10 protein-coding genes and 1 pseudogene are annotated in these 14,743 nt (G+C 73.4%); 6 read left to right on the forward strand and 5 right to left on the reverse strand.

Going from position 1 to position 14,743, the window contains the following annotated elements; genetic code table 11:
• Positions 1-106 precede the first annotated feature (106 nt).
• Positions 107-961, reverse strand: a complete 855-nt coding sequence (gene rsmI, locus FB457_RS21545) for a 16S rRNA (cytidine(1402)-2'-O)-methyltransferase (RefSeq protein WP_047016193.1) — start codon at positions 959-961, stop codon at positions 107-109.
• A 139-nt stretch (positions 962-1,100) separates the two neighbouring features.
• On the opposite strand from rsmI, the gene FB457_RS21550 reads away from it, so the two are divergent.
• The 5 genes from FB457_RS21550 to FB457_RS21570 all read left to right on the forward strand — a co-directional run bounded on the left by FB457_RS21550 (position 1,101) and on the right by FB457_RS21570 (position 7,452).
• Positions 1,101-2,849 (forward strand): dolichyl-phosphate-mannose--protein mannosyltransferase, encoded by a 1,749-nt coding sequence (locus FB457_RS21550; protein WP_047016194.1) that lies wholly within the window; start codon positions 1,101-1,103, stop codon positions 2,847-2,849.
• A gap of 96 nt (positions 2,850-2,945) precedes the next feature.
• The gene (locus FB457_RS21555; RefSeq protein WP_145782871.1) at positions 2,946-4,682 is read left to right on the forward strand and encodes a penicillin-binding transpeptidase domain-containing protein; all 1,737 of its coding nucleotides are present in this window, start codon (positions 2,946-2,948) and stop codon (positions 4,680-4,682) included.
• A gap of 94 nt (positions 4,683-4,776) precedes the next feature.
• Entirely contained in the window at positions 4,777-5,271 is a 495-nt protein-coding gene (locus FB457_RS21560; RefSeq protein ID WP_047016196.1) for a YbaK/EbsC family protein, read from the forward strand.
• Positions 5,268-6,119 carry an EamA family transporter gene (locus FB457_RS21565; RefSeq protein ID WP_047016197.1) on the forward strand — a complete coding sequence of 284 codons (852 nt, stop codon included), beginning with the start codon at positions 5,268-5,270 and terminating at the stop codon, positions 6,117-6,119. The genes FB457_RS21560 and FB457_RS21565 overlap by 4 nt, the downstream gene beginning before the upstream one ends.
• A gap of 115 nt (positions 6,120-6,234) precedes the next feature.
• Positions 6,235-7,452: a hypothetical protein gene (locus FB457_RS21570; RefSeq protein WP_253911677.1), complete on the forward strand. Its 1,218-nt coding sequence runs from the start codon at positions 6,235-6,237 to the stop codon at positions 7,450-7,452.
• 46 nt (positions 7,453-7,498) lie between these two features.
• On the opposite strand, the gene FB457_RS21575 is transcribed toward FB457_RS21570, so the two are convergent.
• From FB457_RS21575 to FB457_RS21590, 4 genes and pseudogenes are all read right to left on the reverse strand, one after another.
• Positions 7,499-8,251: an MOSC domain-containing protein gene (locus FB457_RS21575; RefSeq protein WP_047016199.1), complete on the reverse strand. Its 753-nt coding sequence runs from the start codon at positions 8,249-8,251 to the stop codon at positions 7,499-7,501.
• Positions 8,252-8,261: 10 nt separating this feature from the next.
• Positions 8,262-9,008: an energy-coupling factor ABC transporter ATP-binding protein gene (locus FB457_RS21580; RefSeq protein ID WP_078898251.1), complete on the reverse strand. Its 747-nt coding sequence runs from the start codon at positions 9,006-9,008 to the stop codon at positions 8,262-8,264.
• Positions 9,005-9,769 (reverse strand): cobalt ECF transporter T component CbiQ, encoded by a 765-nt coding sequence (gene cbiQ, locus FB457_RS21585; RefSeq protein ID WP_145782873.1) that lies wholly within the window; start codon positions 9,767-9,769, stop codon positions 9,005-9,007. Before cbiQ ends, FB457_RS21580 begins: the two co-directional genes overlap by 4 nt.
• 222 nt (positions 9,770-9,991) lie before the next feature.
• Positions 9,992-11,098: pseudogene (locus tag FB457_RS21590) on the reverse strand (energy-coupling factor ABC transporter permease); the annotation flags it as partial.
• 165 nt (positions 11,099-11,263) lie between these two features.
• On the opposite strand from FB457_RS21590, the gene FB457_RS21595 reads away from it, so the two are divergent.
• Positions 11,264-14,704, forward strand: a complete 3,441-nt coding sequence (locus tag FB457_RS21595; protein WP_347615427.1) for a S41 family peptidase — start codon at positions 11,264-11,266, stop codon at positions 14,702-14,704.
• Positions 14,705-14,743 lie beyond the last annotated feature (39 nt).

Genomic DNA, 14,743 nt, shown 5'->3' on the forward strand with positions numbered 1-14,743 from the left:
TCCATGTGAGGGACAAGTCGCCTGAACGCATCCCCTATTCCAGTGGACACCCATTCGGCGCGGCACGCAGCCGTCCATACCATCAATTGAAGCAGTTTTGATCCGGCTACTCTGAGTTGTTTGCCGAGTTTTTCGCGGCCACCACCGCATCGAACACGTCGCGTTTGGGTACCCCGGCGTCGCGGGCGACCGCCGCGATGGCGTCCTTGCGCCCCTCCCCCGCCTCCTCACGGACGGTGACCCGCCGGGCCAGCTCCGTGGCGCCGGGCCGCTCGCGGTCCACGGGCGCCCCCTCCACGACCACCGTGACCTCGCCGCGCACGCCCTCGGCCGCCCAGTCCGCCAGCTCCCCCAGCGGGCCGCGCCTGACCTCCTCGTACGTCTTGGTCAGCTCCCGGCACACGGCGGCCCTGCGGTCCTCGCCGAAGACGCCCGCCATGGCGGCGAGGCTGTCCCCGAGCCGGTGGGGGGCCTCGAAGTACACCAGGGTGCGCCGCTCGGCCGCCGCCTCCCGCAGCCGCGAGAGCCGCTCCCCCGGCTTGCGCGGCAGGAAGCCCTCGAAGCAGAACCGGTCCACCGGCAGCGCGGAGACCGCCAGCGCCGCGAGCACCGCGGAAGGGCCCGGCGCGGCGGTGACGGTGATGCCGCGCCGCACTGCGGCGTCGACGAGACGGTAGCCGGGGTCGGAGACGGAGGGCATGCCGGCGTCGGTGACGAGCAGGACGCGCGCGCCGCCGGCGAGCTCCTCGACGAGGTCGGGCGTACGGGCGCTCTCGTTGCCCTCGAAGTACGACACGACGCGGGCCGTCGGCTGCACCCCGAGCGCCTGCGTCAGGCGGCGCAGCCGCCGGGTGTCCTCCGCGGCGATGATGTCGGCGGCGGCCAGCTCGGTCGCCAGCCGCGGCGGGGCGTCCGCTGGGTCGCCGATGGGCGTGCCTGCCAGTACGAGGAGTCCACTCACGTCCCCATCCTGTCGGATGGCGCCGACAGGCCGCGACGACGGGTCCCGCCGCAGGTCCGCGGCGGCCGTAGGGGCGGCTCCCGGCCGGGTCGGATCAGTCCGGCCGTGCCCGGGACGCGCGCGCCTAGGATGGGCCCCCGTGAGCAGTGACACCGTGACGCAGCCCGCACAGAGCCGGTCCGCGCCCGCCCCCGGGTGGCAGCGGCGGCTCCGCGCGTTCGGGTACGTGCCGCGGCGCGAGTCCGGCGTCACGGAGCGGCTGGTGCCGCCGTACCGGCGGTCCGGGGCACGGCTGCTCCAGGTGATGGGCGTGCCCGCGGTGACGGCGATGCGGGTGGCGCGGCTGGGCGCGTGGGGCGGGCCGCTGCTCGTGGCGCTCTTCGCCGGCGTGCTGCGGTTCGTGAACCTGAGCAGCCCGCGCGCGGTGATATTCGACGAGACGTACTACGCCAAGGACGCCTGGTCGCTGCTCCAGCTCGGCTACGAGGGGAGCTGGCCCAAGGACGCCAACGACAAGCTCCTCGACGACCCCCAGGTCATCCCGCTCAGCGAGGATCCCGGCTACGTCGTCCACCCGCCCGTCGGGAAGTGGATGATCGCGCTCGGCGAGTGGGCGTTCGGCCTGGACCCCTTCGGCTGGCGCTTCGTCACCGCCCTGCTGGGCACGCTGTCGGTGCTCATGCTGTGCCGCATCGGCCGCCGGCTGTTCCGTTCCACGCTGCTCGGCTGCCTGGCGGGGCTGCTGATGGCGGTCGACGGCCTGCACTTCGTGATGAGCCGCACCGCGCTGCTCGACCTGGTGCTGATGTTCTGGGTGCTGGCCGCGTTCGGCTGCCTGCTCATCGACCGGGACCGCGCACGGGAACGGCTGGCCGCCGCGCTGCCCCGGGGGCGGCCGGACGACGCGGTGGCCTCCGGGCTGCGGCTGGGTGCGCGGCCGTGGCGGCTCGCCGCCGGGGTCTGCATGGGGCTCGCGCTGGGCACCAAGTGGAACGCGCTGTTCATCCTCGCCGCGTTCGGGCTGCTGACGGTGCTGTGGGACGCGGGCGCCCGCCGTACCGCCGGATCCCGCCGCCCGTACGCGCGCGCGCTGCGCCTCGACGTGGTGCCGGCGTTCGTCTCCACGGTGCCGGTGGCGGCGGCCGTGTACGTCGCCTCCTGGACCGGCTGGTTCGCCTCCGGCAACGGCTACTTCCGCGGCTGGGCCGAGGACCGCGACACGGCGTTCCCCTTCATCCCCGATGCCGTGCGCAGCCTGTGGCACTACCACGCGGTGGTCTACAGGTTCCACGTCAACCTCGACTCCGGCCACACCTACGACTCCAACCCGTGGAGCTGGCCCGTGGTCGGCCGGCCCGTGTCGTACTTCTGGGACGACCCGCGCCCGGGCTACGACGGCTGCCCCGCCGACGCGACGGAGAACTGCGCCCGCGAGGTCCTGGCCCTGGGCACCCCGCTGCTGTGGTGGCTGGGCGTCGCCGCCGTCGTCTACGCGCTCTACCGCTGGGGCCTGCGCCGCGACTGGCGCGCCGGCGCGATCCTCTGCGGGGTGGCGGCCGGCTGGGTGCCGTGGCTCTTCTACCAGGAGCGCACGATCTTCCTCTTCTACGCCGTCGTCTTCCTCCCGTACCTCTGTCTGGCGGTGACGATGATGCTCGGCGCGATGGCCCGCGCGGGCACCGCCGCCCTCGCGGGCACGGGCACGTCCGCGACCGGCCCCGGCCCGGCCCAGCCCACCGAATGGCGCAGAGCCGCGGGCGTGGTCGCGGCGGGGGTGCTCGTCCTCCTGGTGCTCTGGAACTTCATCTACTTCTGGCCGATCTACACCGGAGACACCCTCACGCGCGACGCCTGGGAGGCGCGCATGTGGCTGGGGAGTTGGGTCTGAGCGCGGGCGCGACGGGTGGGCGTCCCTGCGGCAGGTGGCTTAATGTGCTGACGCAGGGTCGAAATGGTCTCGGGGCGCGCAGAGGGAGCACGGCAGATGGCGGGCAGCCACCGGCGCAGACGCGTCGGATCAGGTGCGTCGGCGCGAGCGACGCGCACCCGGATCGCAGTAGTCGTCGGAGTCGGTGCCGCGGTTGTCGGTGCGGCCGGGTTCGGCGCGTACAGCCTCTTGGAGGACGACAAGGCCGAGAGCGGCGGCAACGCGCTGTCGGCGCCGGCCTCATCCGATCCGGTGAAGACCGGGCCGCCGGGTCCCCGGGAGACCGCCAGGGCGGCGGGTGAGTTCCTGGCCGCCTGGGCGGGCGGCGACACGGAGACCGCGGCCGGGATGACGGACGACAGGAAGGCGGCGCTTCGCGGACTCGACGCGTACCGCGAGGACGCGGGCGTCGAGAAGGTGAAGCTGACCCCCGGCAGGCCGCAGGGCACGGAGGTGCCGTTCAGCGTCGACGCCCGGGTGACCTTCGGGGACAACGTCAAGCCCTGGGCGTACAACTCGGCACTCGAGGTCGTACGGGACGAGAAGACCGGCGAGCCCGAGGTCGCTTGGGACCCGTCCCTCATACATCCCAAACTCACCGAAGGCGAGCGGCTGCGCACCGGTTCGACCGAGGCCCCGCCGATCAGGGCGCTGGACCGCACCGGCGCCAGGCTCGATCCCGAGGAGTACCCCTCGCTCGCGCCCGTCCTCGCGGATCTGCGCGAACGTTACGGCGCGAAGGCGGGCGGCAAGGCGGGCGTCAAGGTCTGGACCGAGCCGGCCGACGCGCCCAGGGGCGACAAGAAGAAGGACGAGAAGGACGACGACAAGGCGGGCACGCCCGAGACCCTTCTGGTGCTCTCCAAGGCCAAGCCCGGCACGCTGCAGACGACGCTCGACGCGGCCGTGCAGGAGACCGCGGAGGAGGCCGTCGCCAAGCAGGGCGGCGCGGCGCTGGTGGCGCTGCAGCCCAGCACCGGCCAGATCCTCGCGGTCGCCAACCAGGTCCCCGACGGCCACAACACGGCGCTCCAGGGCACGCTGCCGCCCGGCTCGACGATGAAGGTCGTCACGGCCTCGATGCTCATGGACAAGGGCCTGGCCGCGCCCGACAGGCCGCACCCCTGCCCGCGGTACAAGGCGTACGGGGGCTGGGAGTTCGAGAACGTCGGCGACAACTCGTTCACCATCCAGGGCGGCACGTTCACGCAGTCCTTCACCGCCTCCTGCAACACCGCGTTCATCTCCATGGCGGAGAAGCTGGAGAACGACGACCTGACGAAGCAGGCCAGGGACGTCTTCGGCATCGGGCTCAACTGGCAGACGGGCGTGACCACGTTCGACGGCTCCGTGCCGGTGCAGTCCGGCGTGGAGATGGCGCTGTCGCTGATCGGCCAGGGCGGCGTCCGGATGAACCCGCTGACGATGGCGTCGGTCTCCGCGACCGCGAAGTCCGGCGTCTTCAAGCAGCCGCACCTGGTGCCGCAGGGCTTCGACGGGCGGCAGTTCGCGACGGCGCCGAAGAGCATGAAGGCGTCGACGGCGCAGTCGCTGCGGGAACTGATGGAGGAGACGGCGAGGACCGGTACCGCGGCGGGGGCCATGAGCGGGCTGACCGGGCAGGTGGGCGCGAAGACCGGGTCCGCGGAGATGGGCGGCCAGGAGGAGACGGACGCCTGGTTCACCGCGTACCGCGGGGACCTGGCGGCGGCGGCCACGGTGCCGAACATCGGGCACGGCGGCGAGTTCGCGGGCCCGCTGGTGCGGGACGTGCTGGCGGCGCACGGCGGCTGAGACATGACTTCACCGGGACCCGGCGCGGGACGCCGGGTCCCGGCGTGCGGAATGTGCTCGCGTGGCCCGTACACCGGGCGTTAACGTCACCTCCATGACGACAGCCGACACCGCACACCCGCTCTTCGCCGCCGCCCTCGCCGACCTCGGCCTGAGCGTCCCGGTACGCCGCTTTCCGGACGCCACCCGCACCGCGGCGCAGGCGGCGGAGGCCATCGGCTGCGAGCTGAGCCAGATCGTCAAGTCCCTGATCTTCGCGGCGGACGGCGTGCCGGTGCTGGTCCTGATGGACGGCGCCTCGCGGGTGGACACCGAGCGCGTACGGGCCGAGCTGGGCGCCGCGGGCGTGCGCCGGGCGGACGCGGCGGTGGTGCGCGAGGCCACGGGGTACGCCATCGGCGGCGTGCCGCCCTTCGGGCACGTGACGCGGATGACGGTGCTCGCCGACCGCGGGCTCCTCGACCACGGCGAGGTCTGGGCCGCCGCGGGCGACCCGCACACCGTCTTCCCCATGGCTCCCAAGGACCTCGTCGCGCACGCGGGCGCGCGGGTCGCCGACGTGTCCGAGGTGCGCGAGCCGGGGGTGTGACCCCCCTCATAGCCGCGGCGGTCCTCGCGGCCGCCGTGATGCACGCCTCGTGGAACGCCATCGCCCACGGCTTCAAGGACCAGTTGGTCGTCTTCGCGCTGATCGGCGTGGGCGACGTGCTGATCGCGGGCACCGCGGTGATCTTCGTCCCGGTCCCGGACGCCGGCGCCTGGCCGTGGCTGCTGGCGTCGGTCGCGATCCACCTCGTGTACATGACGCTGCTCATGCAGTCGTTCCGGCTGGGGGACTTCGGGCAGGTCTACCCGATAGCGCGCGGCACGGCCCCGCTGGTCGTCGCGGCGGTGGCGCATCTGTTCCTGGGCGAGCGGCTGGGGCTGTGGCAGACGGCGGGCGTCGCGGTGGCGTGCGCGGGTCTGAGCGGCATCGCCCTGTGGGGGCTGCGCGGGAAGGACACCCGCCCGCACTGGCCGGCCCTGGCGGCGGCGTTCGCGACGGGCCTGTCCATCGCGGCGTACACGATCGTCGACGGCGTCGGCGTGCGGGCTTCCGGCAGCGCGATGGGCTACACGGCGTGGCTGGTCCTGCTGATGGGCCCGTGGATCCCGCTGGCGGCGCTGGTGCTGCGCGGCACCAGGATGGTGCGCGAGCTGGCGCCGGTGGCGGCGCGCGGGCTGCTGGGCGGGGCGATCTCCATCACGGCGTACGGGCTGGTTCTCTGGGCGCAGACGCGCGCCCCGCTGGCGCCGATAGCGGCGCTGCGGGAGTCGAGCATCGTGGTGGGAGCGGCGATCGGGGCGGTGTTCCTCAAGGAGCGGTTCGGCGGACCGCGGATCGTGGCGGCGTGCCTGATGGTGGCGGGGATCGCGCTGGTGCTGCTCCCGGCGTAGCCGGAGTGTCCCGGGGGTGTGACGAGTACGCAACAGGGGTTATCCACAGGGGTTTTTTCCGCGGGCGTTCGCCTCCAGGATGGAATCTCCGCAACACCGGCAACGGGGGATGATCATGGCAGTGCTCGAAGAAGGGACCAAACCGCAGTCCGGGCAGGCGTCGGACCGGCATGCGCCGCGGCGCCACCTGGGCGCGTACCTGACGGCGGCGGTGCTCCTCACGGCCCTGGGCCGCTTGATCATCGTCTGGATCTCCTACGACTTCGACTATGTGAACACCGGGTTCGGGGACTTCCTCAAGGCGCTGTACGACCCGCGCGTCATTCTGGAACCCGAGCTGTTCGGCCCGTATGTGTGGGCGTTCACGGTGGCGTTGATGGTGACGGGGCTGGTCGCGGCGCTGAACCGGCGGGCGGGGCGGGGGGCCGCGCTGCTGTGCGGGTTCGTGATGTTCGCGACCGCCACGCGCGAGTTGATCGGTCTGGCGTCGAGCGACCGGTTCCGCCAGTGGTACATCGGGGGCAATGACCTGGAGGTCGCGATCATCGCGAGCTGGTCGATGGTCCTGCTCTTCTCGGTGACCGTCGTCGTGCTGATGCTCCGGGCGGCCGACCGCCCGGCCGCGGGCCGGGCGGGGGTGTCTGCGCAGGGGTCCCAGCTCTATGTGATCGCCGGGGGCCTGATGGTCGTCCTCGGTCTGGCGCTCGTCGGCTGGATCGTGCGCATGCTGACCCGGGAAGGAGTCGACAAGGGCTCGTACTTCAAGGGGCTGGTGGACGCCGGCGAGAATCCCTACCCGGTGCTCGCCGGCTCCGGGGACTTCTGGGCTGCGGTGTTCCCGGTGGCGCTGCTGGTGCTGGGCGTGCTGGCGCTCATACGGCGGCCGGTGGTGCGGGGCGCATCGATCACTCTTCTCGGCGTGCTGCTCTACCTGTACGTGCGCCAGATGATCGGCATGACGATCACCGACTACCCGGACGACGTGGCGGACGGGAACCGGATCCCCTTCCCCGGCTGGGACGAGTACACCAAGGACACCGAAGGCTGGCTCAACCTCGCCACCTACGTCGGCGGCGCGCTGATAGCCGTCGTGGTGATCGCGATGATGCTGCGCGCGCCGGAGGCGGCGGCCGTGGCGGACGCGCCGCCGGCGGGAGGTGGTGACGAACCGCCGCAGCCGGTGGGTCAGCCCGCGCCGCAGGCGCCGCCGCAGCCGCGGGCCCGGTCGCCGTACGACGCGATGCCGCAGGCGCCGACGATAGCCGCGCCACCGCCCCCGGCGGCGCCGCCGCAGGCGCCACCGCCGCCTGCCGCTCCGCCGCCCGCGGGCTGACCGAACGGAGGGCCGACGGGACCGGGGCCGGCCGGGCGGGGGCGGGTCAGACCGGGCGTACGGTGTCGCCGAGGCGTACGGTGCCGGGGGTCAGGACGTCGGCGCCGATGCCGATGCACATCCCGCGGTCCGCGGTCAGCGTCTTCAGCACGCGGCGGTCCTCCGGCAGGTCGCGCTGCGCCATCGTGGTCATCACGCAGCGCTTCATGCGCTTGACGACCCGCAGCCGCACCTCGTCGCCCACGGCGATCTCCCGGCCCACCCAGTCCTCCTCGATCCAGGGTTCCCCGGTGTCCAGAAGGATGTTCTTGCGGAAGCGGCGGGCGTCGGCGGGTTCGGTGTCGCCGAGGATCCGGCCGAGCGCGTGCAGGGAGGCGGTGCCGATGAGCGTCACGCCGCAGTCGTCGTAGTGCGAGACGGCGTCCTCGCGGGCCAGCCGGACGTCCGCGCCGAGCAGTTCGGCGAGGTGGGCGTCGTCGCGCAGCACGGACCCTTCGGGGGTGACGACGTGCGGGCGGGCGGTGGCGGCGTCGTGGGCGGCGGCGTAGGAGGCGGAGAAGTGGAGCAGGCCCTCGGTGCGGCGGAAGCGGCGCGAGTTCTTGCCGCTGCCGAGCTTGCCGTCGCCGTAGGTGACGGCCCAGAGGCGGTCGCCGATCGTGCCGCGCTCGTCGATGACGAGTTCCGGCAGCCGTTCGCCGAGCATCGACTTGACCGGGAAGCGCCGGAGCATGGCGACGGTGGGGTCGGACGGTCCCGGGGAGGGCGGTGGAGCCGGTATGGCGGGCGGAAGTTCGGGCATGCTTCGGACCCTATGCCCGGCCGGGGTCGAAGCCGAAGGGTATTTCCAGGCGGTGCGCGGCCATCAGCTCTTCGTCGAGGAGGAGTTCCTTCGTCGCGCCGTCCGCGACGATCAGACCACCGCCGAGGACGACGGAGCGGGGGCACAGCTCCAGGGCGTAGGGGAGGTCGTGGGTGACCATGAGCACGGTGACATCGAGGGAGCGGACGATGTCGGCCAGTTCGCGGCGGGCGGCGGGGTCGAGATTGGAGGACGGCTCGTCCAGTACGAGCACCTCCGGCTCCATGGCCAGCACGGTCGCGACGGCGACCCGTCTGCGCTGGCCGAAGGAGAGGTGGTGCGGCGGCCGGTCCGCGTGGTCGGCCATGCCGACCTGCTCAAGCGCGCGCCGTACGCACGCCTCCAGCTCCGGGCCGCGCATGCCTCCGGCCGCCGGCCCGAAGGCGACGTCATCGCGGACGGTGGGCATGAACAACTGGTCGTCGGGATCCTGGAAGACGATGCCCACGCGGCGCCGGACCTCGGCGAAGTTGCGTTTCTCCACGGGCAGTCCCGCGACGCGGACGGTGCCGGCGCCGCCGCCGAGGATGCCGTTGAGGTGGAGGACGAGGGTGGTCTTTCCGGCGCCGTTCGGCCCGAGGACGGCGACACGCTCACCGCGTTCGACGGTGAGGTCCACGCCGAAGAGGGCCTGGTGGCCGTCGGGGTACGCGTAGGCGAGGCCGGTGACTTCCAGCGAAGGGGGCAGCAGTGTCATAGGAGAATCCATCCCAGCAGGCACACGGCGAGGGCGGCGAGGGGGAGCGCGGCGGCATACGACCACTGGCCCCGGGTGGCACGGACCTCGTCGACGACGGGCATGGTGCCGGCGTAGCCGCGGCTGACCATGGCGAGGTGGACGCGCTCGCCGCGCTCGTAGGAGCGGATGAACAGGGCCCCGGCGGTGCGGGCGAGCACGCCCCAGTGGCGTGGACCCCGGGCGGTGAAGCCACGGGCCTCGCGGGCGATGCGCATCCTGCGCATGTCGTCGGTGATCAGGTCGCCGTAGCGGACCATGAACGACGCGATCTGCACCAGCAGAGGCGGCATGCGCAGCCGTTGCAGCCCGAGGAGCAGTGCGCGCAGTTCGGTGGTGGCCGCGAGCAGCACGGAGGTGGCGACGCCGAGGGTCCCCTTGACGAGGACGTTCCAGGCGCCCCAGAGGCCGGACTCGCTGAGGGAGAGTCCGAGGACTTCCGTGTGCGGGCCTTCGGCGACGAAAGGGAGGAGGACGGCGAAGGCGACGAAGGGCACCTCGACGACGAGCCGCCTGAGCACGAAGCCCGCGGGCACGTGCGCGGCGGCGGCGACGCCGGTGAGCAGCAGGGCGTACGCGCCGAATGCCCAGACGGCTTCGCGGGGCGTGGCGACGGTGATCAGGACGAAGGAGAAGGCGGCGACGACCTTCACGTGCGCGGGCAGCCGGTGCACGGGTGAGTCCCCGTGCCGGTACAGCTTGTGCGCATGCCCCGCCCCCACCGGTCAGCCCTCCGGTCGAGTGAAGGGCCGGCCGGGCGCCCCGCCGTCGTCCGGGACGGTGCCCGGCTGCGGGTGGCCGGACAGACCGGCCTCCGGACGGGCGGAGGCGGTTGTTCCGGCGGCGGGGGATCCGGCGTCCGCACCGCCGGCGGGCACAGCCGCCGACGCCGTATCCGCGGGTCCCTCGCCCCCGCTCGCCTCCGCCCCTGCGGTTTCGCCGCGGGTGGTGCCGAAATCCGTGCCCCCGGCGGAGCCGCCCCTGCGACGGCGTACCACGACGAACACCCCGCTGCCGGCCGCCAGGGTCAGCGTGACGCCGATCACACCCGCCAGACCGCCGGAAAGCCGTGTGGGGGAGACGTCCTCGACGCCGTAGTCGGCGAGCGGGGAGTCGGACAGCGCGTGCTCCTTCTCCTCCTCGGCGATCCCCTTGTCGCCCGCCACCTTCTCCAGGCCGTCGGGGTCGGAGGAGGCGTAGAAGCTGACGATCCCGGCGAGGACGAGAGACGCGGCCAGGCCGGCGGCCCAGACCCGCCGGGGGCTGCGGTGTACCGGCTCCGCGGCACCGGGCTCCCGAACCGGGCCCGCGGACTCCGGGACGGTACCGGCGGGCTTCGGGGGCGGGGCCGCTGCCCCGTCACCCGGCCTCGCCACGTCGGCCGTGCGCAGCTCCAGCCGGCGCCGCGGCCCCTGCGCGCCGTGGATCAGGTCCGGACGGACCGCCGCCACCGAGGCGACCGTCGCCGTGGTGATGGCCGCCTCGCCGAGGCCGATGAGGAGGTGGACGCCGACCATCGCCGTGGCGACCTTCGCCAGCGATACGTCCGCGGTGCCACCCAGCGCGTACAGCCCTGTGAACGCCAGCGCGGAGGCCGGCACCGACAGCGCCGCCGCCACGAACGTCGCCACCCCGAGCCCGCTCCGCCCCCGCGGCAGCACTCCGAGCAGTGCCCGGAAGACGGCGTATGACACGGCCACCGTCACCACGCCCATCAACGTGATGTTCACGCCCAGTGCCGTCAGCCCGCCGTCCGCGAAGAGCAGCCCCTGCATCAGCAGGACCACGGATATGCACAGCACCGCCGTCCAGGGCCCCACGAGTACCGCCGCAAGAGCGCCGCCGAGCAGGTGTCCGCTCGTGCCCGCCGCGACGGGGAAGTTGAGCATCTGCACGGCGAAGACGAACGCCGCGACGAGCCCTGCCAGCGGCGCCGTCCGCTCGGCCAGTTCGGACCGCGCGCCGCGCAGGCTGACGGCCACCGCACCCGCGGCGACCGCGCCGGCGGCGACCGAGACGGGCGCGTCGATGAATCCGTCGGGCACGTGCATGGTGGCGTCCCTCCGTCGACCGATATCCGGCTCGCCCATATGTATCGGCAGAGCGGCACGCGGTCATACAAATCAATTGCAAAGAAATTGCAACAGCGTTCGACTGGCGAGAGACCCGCCCTCCGCCGGCAGCCCGACTTGCCGTGTCCCCGTACACACCGAAACATGGAGTTTGTGACAGCCGGTTCCGACAGCACCGCCGCGCCCGGCCCCGGCCTGCCCTACCTGCGCTTTCCCCACCTCCACGGCGACCTCCTCTGCTTCGCCGCCGAGGACGACCTGTGGCTCGCCCCGCTGCCCGCCCCCGGCGCCAAGCCCGAGCGGGGCTGGCGGCTGACCGTCGACCGCACCCGCGTCGGGCACCCGCGGTTCTCGCCGGACGGGCGGTCCATCGCGTTCACCAGTTGGCACAGCCTCGACGCCGAGATCCACGTCGTGTCCGCGGAGGGCGGCGTCGCCCGGCGGCTCACCTACTGGGGCAGCCCGGACACCCGGGTGTGCGGCTGGACGCCGCCGGGCAGCGGCGAGGACGGCGAGGCGCAGATCCTCGCGGTGTCCTCGCAGGGCCAGCCGCTGTCGTACCAGACCTGGTCCTATCTGGTGCCGACCGACGGCTCCCCCGGGCGCCGGCTGCCCTGGGGCCCGGTCGACGACATCGCCGTCGCGGAGCAGGCGGGACACCGCAAGACCCTGCTGCTCACCGGCCGCCCGCCGCACGAGCCCGCCGCCTGGAAGCGCTACCGCGGCGGCGCCACCGGCCGCATCTACCTGCACGGCCGGCGGCTGCTCGCCGACCTCGGCGGGCACGTGGAGTGCGTGATGTTCGTCGGCCCGCCGCCGGCCGCGCGGATCGCCTTCCTCTCCGACCACGAGGGCGTGGGCAATCTCTATTCCTGCCTCCCCGACGGCACCGACCTGCGCCGGCACAGCGACCACGCCGAGTTCTACGCCAGGAACGCCGCCACCGACGGCTACCGGGTGATCTACCAGTGCGCCGGCGAACTGTGGCTCGCCGAGGACTTCGGCCCCGCCGGCCAGCCGCGCCGCCTCGACGTGCGGCTGGGCAGCCCGCGGGCCGGGCGGCGGCCGTACCAGGTGGCCGCGCAGAACAACGTCCAGGGGCTGACCGTCGACACCACGGGCCGGGCCAGCGCCGTCGCGGTGCGCGGCGCGCTGTACTGGCTGACCCACCGCGACGGCCCGGCACGCACGATCACCGAGACCCCCGGCGTACGCATCAGGCTGCCGGAGATGCTGGGCGACACCAACCGCGTCGCGTACGTCACGGACGCCGCCGGCGAGGATGCCATCGAGATCGCCGACCTGCCCCGCACCGGCGCCGTGGGCGAGCCGCTGCGGCTGGCGGCGGGGAAGCTGGGCCGGGTGCTGGCGCTGGTGCCGTCGCCGGACGGGCGGCACATCGCGCTCGCCTCGCACGACGGCCGCCTGCTGCTCGTCCGGGTGCCGGAGCGGGTGCACGTGGACGAGCGGATGTCGGCGGAGGTGGCGGAGGAGTTCGCCGAGGCGGTACGGGCGGCGGAGGAGCTGTCCCCGGCGGAGGCCGCGGGCGACTGCCAGCTCACCGAGCTGATCCGGTCGGTCAACGGGCCCGTACGCGACCTGGCGTTCTCACCGGACTCCAAGTGGATCGCCTGGGCGCACCCGGGCATCGGCCGCTCGCTGCGGCAGATCAAGATCGCCCGGGTCGCGGACCGGACGATCGTGGACGTCACGGACGGCAGGTTCGAGGACGAGGAGCCGGTGTTCACGCGCGACGGGCGCTATCTGGCGTTCCTGTCCTGGCGCGGCTTCGACCCGGTGTACGACGTGCACACCGGCGACCTGTCGTTCCCGCTGGGCTCACGCCCGTACCTCGTACCGCTGCATCCCGCGACGCCCTCGCCGTTCGCGCTCTCCGCCGAGGGCCGGCCAGCGGCCGGCGGGATGGACCCGGTCGGCCCGCCGGCGGCGGAGGCGGGCGCGAACACCGCGGTGCTGGTGGAGCCGGAAGGGCTGGAGAGCCGGGTGACGCCGATCCCGGTGCCGGCGTCGAAGTACTCCTCCCTCGTGCCGGTCGCGGGCGGCGGGCTGGTCTGGCTGCGCTGGCCGATCTCCGGGGCGCTCGGCGAGACGTTCGCCAACCCGGCGGACACCTCGGGCCGGCCGACGCTGGAGCACTTCGACATCTCCACCGCCCGGCTCACCGAACTGACGTCGCTGGTGACGGAGATCGCCGTGAGCGGCGACGGCAGCCGGCTGGTCGTCAACGACGGCGGCTCGCTGCGCGCGATCCCGGCGAACGGCCTGGCGGACGCGGACACCACGGTCTACATCGATATGCGGCGCGTGCTGCACACCGCGGACCCGGTGGCCGAGTGGCACCAGGCGTACGACGAGGCCGGCCGGGTCATCCGGGCGTACTTCTGGGAGCCGCGCATGTGCGGCGTCGACTGGGACGCGGTGCTGGCGCAGTACCGGCCGCTGCTGGACCGGGTGGCCTCCCCCGACGAGTTCGCCGACCTGCTGCGCGAGGTGCTGGGCGAGCTGGGCACGTCGCACGCGTACGTCACGCCCGCACGCCGCAACGAGGGCCCGCCGCACTACCAGCGGCCCATCGGCTTCCTCGGCGTGAACTTCGTCCGCACCCGCGACGGCCGCGGCTGGGCGCTGGCCCGCATCCTGCCCGGCGACTCCTCGGACACCCGCGCCCGCTCCCCGCTGGCCGGCACCGGCATCCCGGACGGCTCGGTGCTCACGCACGTCGACGGCCGCGCGGTCGACCCGGTCACGGGCCCGTACCCGCTGCTGGAGGGGGCGGGGGGCACGTCGGTAGAGCTGACGTTCGCGATCGAGGGCGGCGGTGGGAGGCTGCGCCGGGTGGCGGTGGTGCCGCTGGTCGACGACCGGCCGCTGCGCTACCAGGACTGGGTGGCGGCGCGCCGCGCGGTGGTGCACGAGCTGAGCGGCGGGCGCTGCGGCTACCTGCACATCCCGGACATGATCGGCAGCGGCTGGGCGCAGTTCAACAGGGACGTGCGGATGGAGATGAACCGCGAGGCGCTGATCGTGGACGTACGGGGCAACGCGGGCGGGCACATCAGCGAGCTGGTGCTGGAGAAGCTGACCCGCACGATCATGGGCTGGGACCTCACGCGCAACGCGCAGCCGGTCTCCTACACCTCGACGGCACCCCGCGGGCCCATGGTGGCGCTGGCCGACGAGGCCACGTCGTCGGACGGCGACATGATCACGGCGGCGTTCAAGCTGCTCGGCCTCGGCCCGGTGGTGGGGCTGCGGACGTGGGGCGGCGTGGTCGGGATGACGGGCCGGCACCGGCTGGGCGAGGGCACGGTGATCACGGTGCCGATGAACGCGGCCTGGTTCGACGAGTACGGCTGGGGCGTGGAGAACGCGGGCGTACCGCCCGACGTGGTCGCCGAACGCACGCCGCTGGACTGGGCGGAGGGCCGGACCTCGGAGCTGAACGTCGCGGTGGCCACCGCGCTCGACCTGCTGCGCGAGCACCCGGCGGCGGTGCCGCCCGACTACACCGACGTGCCGGACCGCAGCCGGCCGCCGCTGCCGCCGCGCACGCGGCGGTCGTAGAACACCCGGGAGGCGTAACGGTACTTGGTCCCGGAATGC

The sequence above is a fragment of the Streptomyces sp. CNZ287 genome, from assembly GCF_007827615.1.

Excerpts from the sequence above, each read along its gene's own strand:
- FB457_RS21555 (WP_145782871.1), top strand. The coding sequence starts at position 2,946 with ATGGCGGGCAGCCACCGGCGCAGACGCGTCGGATCAGGTGCGTCGGCG.
- FB457_RS21560 (WP_047016196.1), top strand. The coding sequence starts at position 4,777 with ATGACGACAGCCGACACCGCACACCCGCTCTTCGCCGCCGCCCTCGCC.
- FB457_RS21570 (WP_253911677.1), top strand. The coding sequence starts at position 6,235 with ATGGCAGTGCTCGAAGAAGGGACCAAACCGCAGTCCGGGCAGGCGTCG.
- FB457_RS21575 (WP_047016199.1), bottom strand. The coding sequence starts at position 8,251 with ATGCCCGAACTTCCGCCCGCCATACCGGCTCCACCGCCCTCCCCGGGA.
- FB457_RS21580 (WP_078898251.1), bottom strand. The coding sequence starts at position 9,008 with ATGACACTGCTGCCCCCTTCGCTGGAAGTCACCGGCCTCGCCTACGCG.
- FB457_RS21595 (WP_347615427.1), top strand. The coding sequence starts at position 11,264 with ATGGAGTTTGTGACAGCCGGTTCCGACAGCACCGCCGCGCCCGGCCCC.